Origin of the sequence: Pelomonas sp. Root1217, assembly GCF_001425705.1 — a bacterium.
Classification (GTDB): domain Bacteria; phylum Pseudomonadota; class Gammaproteobacteria; order Burkholderiales; family Burkholderiaceae_C; genus Pelomonas.
Genome location: NZ_LMDC01000028.1, coordinates 967,777 through 982,089 on the forward strand (window position 1 = coordinate 967,777; position 14,313 = coordinate 982,089).

The window sequence follows — 14,313 nt, forward strand, 5'->3', positions numbered from 1 at the left end:
TTTACAAATCAACGGCTTGGTTACATGGGCAGCGATTGAACCGCGCCATATGTAAACACCTCCGACACGGTGTGGACCCCTACTCCGCCAGGGGCCGCACTGGGCGATGCCAGGCAGGACCCGATGCCGAACGTACCCGCGGCTTCCGGCAAATACCTCGGCAAGGAGCCATCCCGGCCCCACCAGCACGACGACTTTTGCAGGTTAAGTCCTCCGCCTGCCAGCATCCGCGATACGAACGTGGCGGGCGCTTTCAAGGGCGCTGCCAAGCGCGCCTTACCAAGGCTTGCGAGGCTCGCCAAACTGGCTACAGCCGGGCCAGCAGCGCAGTCACCGCATCCACGCTGGCCGGCTTGGTCAGGTGCTCGTCAAAGCCGGCGGCGCGCGAGCGCTTCTTGTCTTCCTCCGAGCCCCAGCCCGTCAGCGCTACCAGCAGCGTGGTCGCGAAGCGCGGATCCTGGCGCAACCGGGTCGCGAACTCGTGGCCGTCCATGCCGGGCATGCCGACGTCGCAGAACACGGCCTGGGGCAGGAAGCTGGCGGCCGTCTGCAACGCGGCCGGGCCGCTGTTCGCGACCTCGACCTCATGGCCCGACAGCGACAGCAACATGGCCAGCGACGTGGCCGCATCGTCGTTGTCGTCCACCACCAGGATGCGCGCCGGATGGGCCGGCTCGGGCTCGACGGCCGGCAGCGGCGCCGGCGCAGACTCCTCGGCTGCCAGCGGCAACTCGATGGTGAAGGTGCTGCCCAGGCCCGGCCCGGCGCTCGCGGCGCTGACCCGGCCACCATGCAATGTCACCAGGCTCCTGACCAGGGCCAGGCCGATGCCCAGCCCGCCCTGGGCGCGCTCGAGAGACCGGTTCACCTGGGCAAACATGTCAAAGACCCGTCCGATCATGTCCTGGGGCACGCCCACGCCGCTGTCGCGCACGGTCAGAACGGCCTGGGCGCCCGCGCGAGTCAGCGTGACCCAGATGCTGCCGCCATCGGGCGTGTACTTGGCCGCGTTGTTCAGCAGGTTGCTCAGCGACTGCGCCAGCCGGGTCAGGTCGCCGTCCACCCAAAGCTCCTCGTCCGGCAGCGTGACGCTGAGCTGATGGCCCCCCCGTTCGATCAACGGCTGGCAGGACTCCAGCGCCATCTCAACGACGCGGCGCATGTCCAGCGGCTCGCGCTGCAGGATGAGCTTGCCGGTCGAAATGCGCGACACCTCGAGCAGGTCGTCGATGAGGCGCAGCAACTGGCTCATTTGCCGGTCCATCATCTCCGTGACGCCCTTGTACTGGCCCTCGTCCCGCGGTGGGTTGGAGGCCAGCAGCTGCAAGCCGGTCCGGATGGGTGCCAGCGGGTTGCGCAGCTCGTGGGCCAGCGTGGCCAGGAATTCGTCCTTGCGCTGGTCGGCCTGGCGCAGCGAGCGGTCCGCGCGCAGCAGCGAGTCGATCTGGTCGCGGATCTGGTACTGCCAGCGCCGCCCGCGCAGGGCTGTTCGCACCGCACTGACCATGACGCGCGCCGACGTCGGCCGGTCCAGCACCGTGAGGTTGCGCAGCCTAGCCTCGCGCAGCCCCGGCGCCTCCAGGCCGTGGCGGCACAGGGCCAGCACGGGCAGGTTGGACCACGCGGGCTGGCGCTCCAGCACGTTCAGCAGCACCGCGAAGCCCGCGTCGGCAAGGGCGGCGTCTGTGACCATCAGCGCGCCTGCGCCCTCGTGCATCAGCTCCTCGGCATGGCGCCAGCCCTGGCAGACGGCGACATCGATGCCCGCCTCGGCCAGCAGCCTGCGCGTGACGTCGCCGTCACGCATCGTTGGCGCCAGCACGATGACGCGCTCGCTGTAGGAGCGGTCAGCGTCGTCCCGCTCGATCATCGCCAGATTCATCCTCGTGCTGCACTGCCACTTCAACCGGAACGCCTGCCAGCACGCCGCGAAGATGCACCAACGGCGGGCCCAGGTGCACACCCTGGTCGTCAAACCAGAGCTGGCGGATGGTGTCCTCGTGCCGGCCGCTGCGCTTCTTGATGACCGAGACGGCCTTGCGCACCGCACCGGCATGCTCGTACATCCTGAACAGCATGACGGCATCGGCCAGATAGCTCATGTCGACCGGGCTGCGCATGTTCATGCCCATCATGCCGGACTGCGTCGCTACCAGGAAGGTCGCCACGCCATGGTTGTTCAGATAGGTCAACAGCTCGTGCAGCTGGACGACCAGCGCGCGCTCCTCGGGCATCGCGTTCAGGTAGCCGTTCAGGCTGTCGATGACGACGACGCGGGCCCCATCGGTTTCGACGGCCCGGCGCACGAGGTTGGCAAACTGGCTGGGCAGCACCTCGGCAGCATCGAGCTGGCGCACATGGAGCTTGCCGGGGCCAACGCCCTCTTCGACGCTCAACCCCAGGCTCGCCAGGCGGTCCAACAGCAGCGTGCGGCCTTCCTCGAAGGTGAAGATGGCGGCATGGCCGCCGCGCTTGGCCGCCATGACGGCATATTGCGACGCGATGGTGGACTTGCCCGAGCCCGCCGGGCCAACCAGCAGCGTCGCCGTGCCGCGGTCGATACCGCCGCCGAGCAGCGCGTCCAGGGACACGACACCGCTGGGCACGACTTCACGCTGGTAGGGCACGCCATGCTGGCTGGGTTTCAGGCGTGGGAACACCTCCAGGCCGCCTTGCCGGATGACCATGTCCTGCTGGCCACTGATGAAATCGCTGCCGCGGAACTTGGTGATGCGCAGCTGGCGCTGCGCGGGCCCGTAGGCGGGCACATGGCGCTCCAGCGCAATGACGCCGTGCGCGATGCTGTGCAACTGGGTGTCGACGCGGTCGCTCGAACGGTCGTCCAGGAAGAGCACCGTGCAGCCGCGGCCGACGAAGAACTGCTTGAGCGCCAGGATCTGGCGCCGGTAGCGCAGCGACGACTGTGCCAGCAGGCGAAGTTCCGACAGCGAATCCAGCACCATGCGGCGCGGCTTGCAGCGCTCGACGGCCTCCAGCACGCGCTTGGTCGTCTCGCTCAACTCCACCTCCGACGGGTGGTACATGGTCAGCTCCGCGTCGCCGAACAGGTCGAGCTCATCGGCAACCAACTCCACGATCTCGATGCCGTCGAGCACCCAGCCGTGCGAGGCGGCCCCGGCGCGCAATTCGGCAGCCGTCTCGCCCAGCGTCACGTACAGGCAGGGCTCGCCCTCACGCACGCCCTGCATCAGGTATTGCAGCGCCAGCGTCGTCTTGCCGGCGCCAGGTTCGCCGTCGACCAAATAGAGCTGCCCGGCAATCAGCCCGCCATGCAGGACTTCATCCAGGCCGGGCACGCCGCTTGCGGAACGCGATCTGTTCCCAGTCATCGCCAATCTCCAGTCAGGAAATGCGGCCTCATGCCAGGCCGCCATGCACAGGTGCCAGCCAGTGTATGTCCGCCAAACCGCCGGGTTTGGGTCGGCTTCGGATCGGGTTCGCGCGTGCGAACTGGCGGTCAGGGGCATCGTGCCCAGGCGTACACTGTCCCGGCTGTCGCGCGTCTGCTCACTGCCGCGGCGGCCCCAGCAGACCGGGCGCCACGCATCACTTCTGCGTTCCCATGCTCGCCGGCTCCCGCCGTCGGCTTTGGTCGTCATCTGCTTGCAGCGGCGAGCCCCACTTCCACTCCTCGAAGTCTTTTCGAGGCGCCCCTCCCGGCACCGCCGGCCCGCCCCTTCCAGGAGCGCGCCAAACGCGGCACCGCCCCCATTGACGACCTGCGTGACAGGGCCGCCGCGCGCACCGACGGCGCCTCAATGCTCACGCGCTGGAGATGCTGATGAAGCCGGTCCCCCTTGCTCCCGATACCAAACGTGACGCGCTGCGCGATGGATTGCTCGCCACCGTCGACCTGCTCAAGCGCCGCCGCGCCGCCGAGATCGCCGAAAAAACCATCGACGAGTACGTCGCCCTGCACTGGCTCGAGTGGCATGGCGGCTCACTGCGCCTGACGACGACGGGCGAGAACATGTGCCGGCACCTGACTTCGCAGCTGGACCGCATCACCCCGCGCCCGGCGTACTGACGCGCGGCGCCCACCCGGCCCTACGATGTCGGCACCCGACCCCCTGCTGCTGGCCATCGCGCGCATCGGCACCTTCGACGGCAAGCGCGCGCTGACCGGCGCCAGCGGCTTCTTCTTCCGGCGCGACGCCCGCCTCTACCTGGTCACCAGCCGGCACGTCTTCATCGACGAAGAGGCCGACCACCATCCCGACCGCGTCGAACTCGAGTTGCATGCCGACGCCGACAACCTGACCGATGCCATCGTGCTGTCGGTGCTGCTCTACCGTGACGGCCGCGCCAACTGGCGCCAGGGCCGGGACGACGCCGGGGGCATCGACGTGGCGGTGCTGGAAATCGACGCCGCTGCCCTGCCCGAGACAGTCCAGCTCACCGCCTTCACGCTCGAGAGCCTGCCCGGCGCGGACGACGACGTGCCGCTGGGTCAGCCCATCCTGATCACCGGCTTCCCGCTTGGCTTTCACGATGACCTGCACCATCTCCCGGTCGTGCGCCAGGGCGCCATCGCTTCGCCCTACGGCTGGCGCTTCCAGGGTCAGGGCTGGTTCCTGACCGATGCGCGCACTCATCGCGGCATCAGCGGCGCGCCGGTCGTCATGCGGGCGCCTGGCCGCAAGCCGCTGCCCTGGCTGCTGGTGGGCATCCACTCGACGCGCTTTGACATTGGCAACCGCGACCTCGAAGCCGACGAGTCGCTGGGCCTGAATGCGGCCTGGTATCCCGACATCCTCGCCACCCTGACCGAACCCTCGCCGCGCCGCGAACCCCCATCCAAACCCGAGCCGGCGGCCAAGGCCTCGCCTTGAACTCAGGGAACGACGGTGCGCAAAGCCGGCTCGCGGCGCTGGAGCGGCAGATCGCCGCCGCCGAGGCGACGCTGCTGGAGCTGCACGCCGCCATCCTCGAAGCCCGCAGCGAGCGCGGCCTGTCGGCTGCTCATGACGCCCGCCTGGAGAACGAACGCCTGCAGGTGGAAAACCAGCTGGCGACGCAGGAAGTGCAGACCGCCCATGCGGCGCTGGAAGTGGCCGTCAAGGCCTCCCAGACCGACTCGTTGACCGGGCTGAAGAACCGCGAGGTGCTGTGGGACCGGTTGAGCCACGACATTGCCCTCGCGCGCCGGCATGGTGAGCGCCTGATCATCTATTTCCTCGACATCGACGGCTTCAAGCAGGTCAATGACGAGTTTGGCCACGCCGTCGGCGACCTGCTGCTACAGCGTGCGGCGCGCGTGCTGCAGGCCACGGTTCGCGACAGCGACACGGTCTGCCGCATGGGTGGCGACGAGTTCGTCGTGCTGGTTGCAGCGGCGCGGCGCGAGGACGCCGCGCAAGTGGCCGGCAAGATCGCCGCCGCGCTGGCCGAACCCTGCCTGCTCGCCGGCCATCCCATGTGCATCTCGGCCAGCATCGGCTTCAGCGTCTTCCCCGACGACGGCGAGTCGCCCGGCGTGCTGATGCGCAAGGCGGACGAGGCCATGTACCGCATCAAGCGCGCTGCACTGCACCCGCGCTAGCGCCAGGACGCTCACCCGGCGAAGCGCGCGGGCTTCGCGGGAACAGGCTGTGGCAAGGAAAGCTCCCGCATCGGGCCGGCTTGCAATGCGGCGGGAGCCCATGGACCCGCAACCGGGACGCCCCTGCGCGCGACCGAAGCAATCACCAGCTCCTGAAGCGCGCCGACATAGCGCTGGGGCAGCTTGATGCGTGTGATACGGCCGGCCCCGGCAGCACTCCTGATCTCCATCGTTCCGCCCAACAGCCTGCACAGGCGGCCGACGATGGACAGGCCGATGCCCTCGCCCGAAGCCGCGGCTGCCGGCGCGGCCGCAGTTCGGATGAGCCCGATGGGTCCACCGCTGCACAGCTCGCGACCGGCGTCTCCGACATCGAAGTACCAGTGGCCAGCTTCCCCAACGCCACAGTGGCCATAGGTCAGCACCACGCCGGCTGCGCGCGTGTACTGGATCGCGTTGAGCATCAGGTTCTGCGCAATACGCGCCACCATCAGCGGGTCGCTCTCCGCGACGAGGCTCGCTGGGCCGCTGATCTCCAGGCTCAGCCCGCGCGAATTCGCCACGATGCGCAGGTTGTTGCACATGTCGTCGAGCGCCTTGGCGACGTCCACCGTGCGAATCACCGGTCGTTCCTGCTGGGTGTCGAGCCGGGCCAGGTCGGCCACGCCGTTCAGCAGCTCTCGCAGGCCGGCAACGTTGCGATCCAGCACGGCCATCAATTCCAAACGGCGCAAGTCGCCGCGCGGCTTCTGCAACAGCGCAGTGACCGCCGTGACCACGCTGAGCTTGCCGCGCAGGTCATGGACGGCTTGCTGCCACAGCTCGGAGGCCTGCGCGTGGGGGTCGGGCCCCGGATCACCGGTCACATCCCGCCAACCGGTGTGCGAGCCAAATGAGCCGTGCGTGCCGGTCAGGATCGCCGCGCCCTGGGGCGCGACCGTCATGCCGAATGGAGGGTGTTGCGAGTTCATGGTGAGCAGCCGCTATATCGACGGCTCAAGCATTCCCGAAGCCCCAGCGGCGTTCCGTGCGCTGCCGCACCAACGGTGCGTTTCCAACCCAGCCTCGGTCATCACCCGCGTCGACCGGATTGCTGACGACAAGGACGATGCCCGCAAAGCCCGTCAGCTGGCGGCCGAAGGCCGTCGTCACCTGCAGGTTCTCCTGCCCGGTGCGGGACCGGCCAGTTGCCAAGCCTATTTCTTGCGCGGAGCGACAGAAATCGCCTCCGCAGCCTTCTCAGCCGAGGTGGCGGGAATCACAGGCGCAGGCGCATGGGCCTTCTTCGCTTTCTTCTGTTCCTTGTTGCCGCGTTGACCTTTGGACATGGGATCTTTCGTTGAGGGAGCGAGCACAGGGCGCCGCACGCCCTTCTTTTAGACCTTTGGGTCGCTGGCATCGGTGCGGCGGAGCACAGACGCCAGTAAGCCATCTGCGAAATTCAGCTGATGGCTCGCTCAGCCGTCACCATGAGTCTCGGCATAAGCACGCTCCAACTCGACGTACACCGCAGGCCAAGCACTGTTCATGCGAGAAATCAGGCCGTTCGCATCCTTCACGGCATAGTGATCGCCATGCTGAAGGTAGTAGGCCGCAATCGCCTCCGCCCCACTGCGCAAATCCACGACCGCTACGAACAGTTTCTTGGAGCCTGAAAGCAAAGCCAGAGACTTGGCAGAACCAAATCCGTTCAGGGCATCGACCAGCTTCTTCTCGGCGTCACGGCGTGACTCTGGTTCGTGCTCATACGCATAGGTGGCAAGGTTCATTGTTGACGTTGCCTCCTCTAGCGTCTTCGCGATACTGCGAAGCAATTCCCGTTTGTCTTCCCTCGCCGCCTTTCTTATCTCGTGGGCATGGTTTTTCGTCGTCACAAAGTGGGTCGCGACCGCACTGATGAGTGCGCCGAGTCCAATCTTTACGGCGGAGTCGACGATTTCAAGCGCAGTTGGCATGGGCTACGCCTTTGTGAAGTCCAACGGAAATTCGCCCACGGATGTAGCTAGGCAAAACCGGCCAAGAGCATGCCCTACCGCCGCCACGGCGCGCTCCTGATCGCCTCCGTCGCCTGCGCCTCCGGCAGCGCCTTCGCAAACAGCCAACCCTGCCCCACCTGCACACCCAGTTGCTCCAGCAGCGCCGCCTGCTTTTCGTCCTCGACGCCCTCGGCCAACGTTTGCTTGCCCAGGGCCAGGGCCAGGCCGACGATGGTGCGGACGATCTCCTGGGCCTCGCGGCCGGCGGCCAAGCGGATGACGAAGCTGCGATCCACCTTGAGCGTGTCGAACGGGAAGCGGTGCAGATAGGCCAGTGACGAGTAGCCGGTGCCGAAGTCGTCGATGGACAGCTTGAAGCCCATGCGCGCCAGCTCCTGCAGCACTTCGGCACTGCGCTGCGGGTTGGCCATGGCCATGCTCTCGGTGACTTCGAGCTTCAAGCGATGCGTCGGCACATCGCCCAGTGCGGCCAAAGTTGCGCGCGCATCCGCCAGCAGCTCCAGGTCGCGCTCCAGCTGCACGCCGGAGAGGTTCACGGCCACTTCGCCCGTGAAGCCCAGCGCCTGCCAGCGTCGCAGCTGGCCCGCGGCCTCCAGCAGGGCCCAGCGGCCGATGGCGCAGATCTGGCCGCTGGCCTCGGCCACGGGGATGAAGTCGCCCGGCATGATCAGCCCGCGCTCGGGATGGCGCCAGCGGATCAGCGCTTCGAAGCCGAGCAGGGCGCGGTCCGACAGCCGCACAAAGGGCTGGTAGTGCAGCTCGAACTGCGTGTCGCTGGCCAGGGCTGCGTCGATGGCGTCGCGCAGCCAGCGGCGCGATTGCTCGACGAGCTGCTCGGCGGGGTCGAACTCATGCGTCTGGCCGGGGCCGCCGGCTTTGGCGCGAGCGAGCGCCCCTTCGGCCGCCGTCAGCAGCTCGTCGGCCGTGGCGGGGCCATGGCGACGCTGGGCCCAGGCGATGCCTGCGGTGAGCTGCAGCATGGGTGTCGCGACATTGAAGGGGGACTGCAGCAGGGCCTGCACGCGGCGGCCCAAGTCGGCCGCGCTGTCGCCTCCGGCAAGCAGCAGCGCGAACTGATCGGGGCCCATGCGGGCCACCAAATGACGCGCGCCGAAATTCGATTTGAGGCGGCTGGCCAGCTCGGTCAGCACCGTATCGCCGACCACGGGGCCGTGGGTCTCGTTCAAGGCCCGAAAGCCATCCAGGCCGAGCAGCAGCAGGCCGGTCTCGGGCGCCAGCACGCCGGACAGCAGCTGCGTCAGCTGCTCGCGGAACAGCACGCGGTTGGCCAGGCCGGTGAGGCGGTCGTGCAGGGCATCGAAGCTGATCTGCTGCTGCAGGCGCTGGCTCTCGGAGATGTCGGTCAGCGAGCCGGCCATGCGCACCGGCTTGCCGCTCTTTCCTTCACCCTCGCGCACGGCCAGGCCGCGCGCCAGCAGCCAGCGCTCCTGGCCACCCTGATGGAAATGCAGCACCTGGTGGAACTGCAGGCTCTGCCCGTCCAGATGCGCCTGCAGCTCGGCCTCGAAGGCGTGGCGCATGGCAGGCTCCAGGGGCTGCATCCACGCCTGGATGGCATGGCCGGCCTCGGCGGCAGACAGGCCCATCAGCGCCAGCCAGCGCGGTGAGTAATAGACCTCGCCCGTCGTCAGGTCCCAGTCCCACAGGCCGTCGTTGGCGCCCTGGGCCGCCAAGGCGTAGCGCTGCTCGCTCGCGGCGAGCTGGCGCGCGGCCACCCGGCGCCGGCCCTGCTCGATGCCGGCACGCAGTGCGCTGCCGCCCAGCGTCGCGATGGCCAGGGCCAGCAGCGGCGGCGCCACTGCGAAGACGAAGTAGTGGCTCTCGAAGGCCCACTGCACGCCGGCGAGCAGGGCCAGCGTGCCCAGCACGATGGCGGCCAAGGCGACACCCAGGGAGCGGCGGGCGAGCAGCGCCACGGCGGCAAAGGGCAGCAGGAAGACGGCGGCCAGTTCGGCCGCGCCGCCCCAGGCCGGACGCACCAGGCTGCGGCCCGTCAGCAGGTTGTCGGTGACGGTGGCGATCCTCTCCATGCCCGGCAGGCGGGCGTCGAAGGGCGTGGGCACGTGGTCGCCGGCGGCCAGGGCCGACACGCCCAAGACCACCACGCGCCCTTGCAGCCGCGCCGGCTCGACGCGGCCGGCCAGCAGGTCGGCAAAACCCACGCTGTCAAAACTGCTGGCCGGGCCGCCGGGGCCGTAGTAGTTCACCCCGAGGCGCGACAGCTCGTCCAGGCGGAACTGCAGCCCCTTGCCGGCGCTGAATTCCGCGCCGAAGCGAGCGCGGGCCGAAGCCCAGTCGACACCGCGCGCGAAAGCGGCCAGACGCAGCGGCAGGGAGGGATAGACCTCGCCGTTCAGGCGCAGCAGCGGCAGGTCGCGGCGCATGCTGCCATCGGGCTCCGGCCGCACGCTGATGTGGCCCAGGGCCGCAGCAGCCTCAGCCAGGCCGAGTTCCGGTGCGACCAGACGGCGCGGCCGGTAGTAGCCCTCGCTGCGCGCCAGCGCGGCCTCATCGTCATAGCGCAGCAGGGCCTGGGCCAGCACGGGCGCGGGCGCCGAGGAGGCGTCGGGCTTGCCGTCGTCGGGCAGGGAGAAGGGAATGAGGGCGCAGGCGCAGGCCTTCATCGCACTGGCCAGGGCTGCGCTGCCCTCGGGTGTGCCGCCGCCGGGCAGCAGCAGGATGTCCAGCGCCACGGCGCGCGCGCCGCCGGCCTGCAGGGCCTGCACGGCACGCGCCATCTCGGCGCGGTCGGGCACGCGCCCGCCCAGCGCCTCCAGCGCGGCGTCGTCCACGCGCACCAGCAGCAGCGGCAATTCGGTGCCCGGCGCCAGTTCGCCGCGCCAGCGCGTCTGCCAATCCAGCGCCCATTGGTCGGGGCGCTCCAGCACAGGCACGTCGGCCCGCCAGGCCAGCATCGCCAGGCCCAGCAGGGCCGCCGCCAGGCCGATCAGCACATAGCCGATGCGGGATCTCAATCCAGCGACCCCAGCCGCTGTTCGACGCGAGCGACCTTGTCGGCCGTCCAGGCCATGGCCGCCGCGCACTGGCTGCCATCGCAATGCGTGCCGTTGAGCTTCTTCTGCAGGCGCACCGGGTAGCGTGGCTTGATGCCGCGGGTCTGCGGGCCGGCAGGCTCGACGTCGACCTCGCCGGTCTTCACCAGCACGGCGGTGGCGCGATCGTCGCCGACCTCGACGCTGAACTCGGTGCCGCGCACGGCGGTCACGGCGGTGGGCGTGCGCACGCGCCAGCTGCCGCCACTCGACGGCGTCACGCGCTGGCCGATCAGGCCCGTTTCCAACAGCAGCTCGGCGGCCCGCGGTTGGGCAGGCGCCACGCTGAAGGCCTCGATGCGCAGCTGGCTCTTGTCGGCCAGCACAACGACGGAACCGTCGACGAACTTCAGCCTCACGCGGCCGGCCGCGCCGGTGCGCAGCGTCGTGCCGACGTCGAGCTTGTCGCCCACCGCCAGCGCCTTGCCATCGACGCGCTGGGCCTCGCCGCTGACGGCCATGACCTCACAGGCCTGCTGGGCAAAGGCGGCTGAACTGAACCCCAACAAAACACAGCCACAGAGCCACAGAGGCACAGAGAAAAGCCTGAAAACCCGCCACAGACCTCTGTGTCTCTGTGCCTCTGTGGCTGTGTTCATCGGCTTGATCACGTCCCTGCTCCTATCTCGATGGATCACCAAACAATGCATATCCGGCCCAGTAGAACGGATGCGCCCAGCGCCCGCCACCGAGAGTTCCCTCGATCATCCCCACTTGAGCCAGGCGCAGCGCCTCGGCCCGCGGCGCCTTGGCCGAGAAGGTGGCGGCCGTCAGCGCCGCGGCGGACGAGGTCTCCACCGCCCAATGCGTGGCCAGCACCGAGCGGCTGCCGGCGAAGAAGAAACCCCGCACCAGGCCCGACATGGCCGCCCCGCCCTGCTCGCCCGCAGCCGTGTTGCAGGCCGACAGCAGCACGGCCTGGGCGTTAAGGCGCAAGGTCAGTATGTCGTCGAGTTCGAGCAACGGAGACACGCTGGCGTCTGCGCCAGGCGCCAAGGCGAGCGCGGGCTTGGACACACCCGGCAGTTCGCCGGGCATCAGCCCATGGGTGGCGAAGGCGACGACGCGCCGGTCCTGCAGCGGCGCGGCCAGCACAGCCTCGCGCGTGGCGGCCGCGCCGAGCAGTAGGTCGGTGTGCGGGTTGGCTCCAAGCGCCTTGGCCAGGGCGGTCAGCTCAACACGGGTCTCGGGCAGCGGAGGGATGTCGCCATAGCTGAAGCCCCAGGCCGCGTCGTATTTGGTAGCGCTGGCGCCCAGCGCGGCGCGGCCAGCCTTGGAGGCGGATTTGAACTGCGGGTCGCCCACGCCGAACAGCGGCTTCGTGGCAGGCGCCGGGGCAGCCGAGCGGCGCAGCGCGAACAGCGCGCCGGCCGAGGGCAGTTGGGTGACGGCCATGCGCCGGGCGACAAAGGCATCGGACTCCGGCGTGGTCAGTACTGCGGCGAACGGCAGGGCCGCCAGCGCACCGTCAGCGGCGACAAGCAGGCTTTTCACGTCGGCGCCCGGCTGCAGCGGCGCGACGAGCTCGCGCCAGACTTCATGCAGGGCCGTAGCCGGCACCACGGGCGGGCGGCCGGTGCTCAGGTCCAGCGCGACGCGGATCTGCGCGACCTTGTCGGCCCAGCCCGCCGCGCCGATGCTGGACGCGGCAAAGCGCGTCGGCGCGCCGGGTGTGATCCACCAGGTCAGCGTCGCGCCTTCCAGCGGCTGCACGACGAGCAGGGCCTCGCCGGGCGACATCAGCTTTTGCAGTGCGCTCGGCGGCGGCAGCGCGGGCGTGACGAGATCGGCATAGGCCGGATAAGCCTTGGCGACGCGTTCGCGCTGAGCATTCAAGGCTTCACGCGCGGCCTGGGCCTGCTCACGGCCCGCACGCACCTGCTCGCGCACGGCGGCTAGTTCATCGGCCAGGGCCTTTTGCTTCTTCTTGCGCTCGGCGTCGGGCAGGGCCTTGAGTTCGGCCTTGGTCTCCTCGCTGCTGTTGCGCCGGCGCAGGCGGTCCTCTTCGTTGAGCTGGGTGGCCAGAGCCCCATTGCGCGAGCTGGCGGCGGCGCGCAGGTTGGCCTCCTCCTCCAGCAAAGTGCGCAGGGCTGGCGTGGCGGCCAGCAGGCGGGCCGTGGCATCGGTCAGCGCGCGATGGGCCGCGCCGGCCTGCAGCCGGTCGGCGACCTGCATGGCGCGGTCGGTCCAGGCCGGCTCCAGCGCCTCCCCGCGCAGGGCTCGGGCGCCGATCTCGCGCAGGAATTCATCGAAAGCCAGGCCCAGCACGAAGCCACGGGCGCCGTTGAGGTCCAGGTCCTGCCAGCCGCCGGGGTTGTCCAGCAGGGCCGTGAACAGCGGCTGGTAGTCGCTCCAGGCGCCGGTCATGTCGCCCTTCAGCAGGCGCACCAGCGCGCGCACGCCGCTGGCCTCCTGCGTCTGCGGATGGGTCTCGCCGTAGAGGCGCTGGCGATAGCGCAATACGCGCTCGACAGCGTCCAGCGCCTCGTCAAAGCGGCCGTTCTTGGCGGCCAGCAACGCGCGCAGCCGCCAGTCGCTGGCGCGGTCCTTGGCCAGGCTGTCGGCGGGCAGGCTGGCGAGGAAATCGCGGTAGAAGGCATCGGCCTCAGGCCAGCGACGCAGGCCGATCAACGCCCTCACCTGCTCCTGGCGCGCCAGCCAGCGTGTGTGGCTGGCGGCACTCGCGCCGGAACGCTGCAACATGTCGTCGGCGCGCTGGGCGTTCTCCAGCGCAGCGGCGTACTGGCGCGCCGCCACCTGGGCCTGGCCAAGGCGGTAGCTCCAGCGCGCACCCAAAGCGTCGCTCAATTGGCCGCTCCGCCACAGCGCCAGATTGCCCTGGGCCACCTGGATGGCCTCGGGGGCGCGGCCGTGCCGCACCAGGGCATAGACCAGCATGCCTTGCGAACCGTCATACCAACCGTAAGCGTCCTGCACGGCGGGGTCGCGCGAACTTTTACTGGTGTCCTTGGCCGCGCGGCGCGCGTCCTCGACACCTTTGTGCGCCAGCCGCACGGCTTCGCGCATCGTCGCCACCGCATCGGCCAGGCGCCCGTCCCAGCGCTCGATCTCGGAGCGCACCTGCAGATGCTGTACACGCAGCCGCAGCGTCGCCGCGGGGTCGCGGTTGCTGAGCGCCTCCTGCGCCTGCCTGACGAGGCCCTGGGCGCGCGACCACATGCGCTCCAGCATGGAGCGGTCGCGCGCCTGGGCCAGTGCATACACCTGTCGCAGCGCAGCCTCGGCGCGGGCGGTCGGCGACAGCGTGGTGTCACTGGCGAAGGCATCGGCCGCGGCCATGGACTGGCCCGAGCTGCCCCAGATGAATTCGGCGCTGAGGTACTGGCGGATCCAGGCCTCGCCGCCGGGCTGGCTGCGACCCAATGTGGCCAGTTCGCGCAGCAGCTCGACGTACTTGCCGCGCTGCTCCAATGCCTGGGCCGCGCGGGCCTGACGCTGCAGCAGCGCGTAGCGGGCCCCGGGCTCGGCCGGCAGCGCTTCAGCCAGCAGCGCATGGGCCTCGCGCTCCGCCATGACGACGGGGGTCTCGCCGTCTTCCTCGTCAACCTGGGCGCTGGCCGTGCCGACCGCCAGCGCAAGCAACCAAGCCCAGGGTCCATGCCTTCGCATCTCCGCCTCCATGGTCCTGCCCTCCCTGGTCGATGCCGGAAGGTGCGAA

11 protein-coding genes are annotated in these 14,313 nt (G+C 69.4%); 4 read left to right on the top strand and 7 right to left on the bottom strand.

The genetic code is table 11. The annotated features are described in order from the left end of the window. Positions 1-307: 307 nt before the first annotated feature. Positions 308-1,870 carry an ATP-binding protein gene (locus tag ASC95_RS24475; RefSeq protein ID WP_057300256.1) on the bottom strand — a complete coding sequence of 521 codons (1,563 nt, stop codon included), beginning with the start codon at positions 1,868-1,870 and terminating at the stop codon, positions 308-310. Next, entirely contained in the window at positions 1,848-3,350 is a 1,503-nt protein-coding gene (locus tag ASC95_RS24480; RefSeq protein WP_057300257.1) for an ATPase domain-containing protein, read from the bottom strand. Before ASC95_RS24480 ends, ASC95_RS24475 begins: the two co-directional genes overlap by 23 nt. Before the next feature lie 452 nt (positions 3,351-3,802). Here ASC95_RS24480 and ASC95_RS24485 point away from each other — a divergent pair, with 452 nt between their 5' ends. Genes ASC95_RS24485 through ASC95_RS24495 form a run of 3 tightly spaced genes read left to right on the top strand, consistent with a single transcriptional unit; the run spans position 3,803 to position 5,563 of the window. After that, positions 3,803-4,048 carry a hypothetical protein gene (locus ASC95_RS24485; RefSeq protein WP_057300501.1) on the top strand — a complete coding sequence of 82 codons (246 nt, stop codon included), beginning with the start codon at positions 3,803-3,805 and terminating at the stop codon, positions 4,046-4,048. Positions 4,049-4,073: 25 nt separating this feature from the next. Then, positions 4,074-4,853 carry a serine protease gene (locus tag ASC95_RS24490; RefSeq protein ID WP_057300258.1) on the top strand — a complete coding sequence of 260 codons (780 nt, stop codon included), beginning with the start codon at positions 4,074-4,076 and terminating at the stop codon, positions 4,851-4,853. Beyond that, positions 4,850-5,563, top strand: a complete 714-nt coding sequence (locus ASC95_RS24495) for a GGDEF domain-containing protein (protein WP_057300259.1) — start codon at positions 4,850-4,852, stop codon at positions 5,561-5,563. The genes ASC95_RS24490 and ASC95_RS24495 overlap by 4 nt, the downstream gene beginning before the upstream one ends. Positions 5,564-5,574: 11 nt before the next feature. Here ASC95_RS24495 and ASC95_RS24500 read toward each other — a convergent pair whose 3' ends face one another. Then, positions 5,575-6,507 (bottom strand): HAMP domain-containing sensor histidine kinase, encoded by a 933-nt coding sequence (locus tag ASC95_RS24500; protein WP_057300260.1) that lies wholly within the window; start codon positions 6,505-6,507, stop codon positions 5,575-5,577. Positions 6,508-6,532: 25 nt separating this feature from the next. Here ASC95_RS24500 and ASC95_RS30935 point away from each other — a divergent pair, with 25 nt between their 5' ends. Next, complete coding sequence (locus tag ASC95_RS30935) at positions 6,533-6,880, top strand: hypothetical protein (protein ID WP_157256487.1); 348 nt, start codon at positions 6,533-6,535, stop codon at positions 6,878-6,880. Positions 6,881-7,020: 140 nt separating this feature from the next. Here ASC95_RS30935 and ASC95_RS24510 read toward each other — a convergent pair whose 3' ends face one another. The 4 genes from ASC95_RS24510 to ASC95_RS24525 form a co-directional block, all read right to left on the bottom strand. After that, on the bottom strand, positions 7,021-7,518 hold the full coding sequence (locus ASC95_RS24510; protein WP_057300262.1) for a hypothetical protein: 498 nt from the start codon (positions 7,516-7,518) through the stop codon (positions 7,021-7,023). Between the two features lie 74 nt (positions 7,519-7,592). Beyond that, positions 7,593-10,556, bottom strand: a complete 2,964-nt coding sequence (locus tag ASC95_RS24515) for an EAL domain-containing protein (protein WP_057300263.1) — start codon at positions 10,554-10,556, stop codon at positions 7,593-7,595. Continuing rightward, positions 10,553-11,140: a FecR domain-containing protein gene (locus ASC95_RS24520; protein ID WP_057300264.1), complete on the bottom strand. Its 588-nt coding sequence runs from the start codon at positions 11,138-11,140 to the stop codon at positions 10,553-10,555. The genes ASC95_RS24515 and ASC95_RS24520 overlap by 4 nt, the downstream gene beginning before the upstream one ends. Before the next feature lie 115 nt (positions 11,141-11,255). After that, the gene (locus ASC95_RS24525; RefSeq protein WP_162250845.1) at positions 11,256-14,264 is read right to left on the bottom strand and encodes a CHAT domain-containing protein; all 3,009 of its coding nucleotides are present in this window, start codon (positions 14,262-14,264) and stop codon (positions 11,256-11,258) included. Between the last annotated feature and the right edge of the window lie 49 nt (positions 14,265-14,313).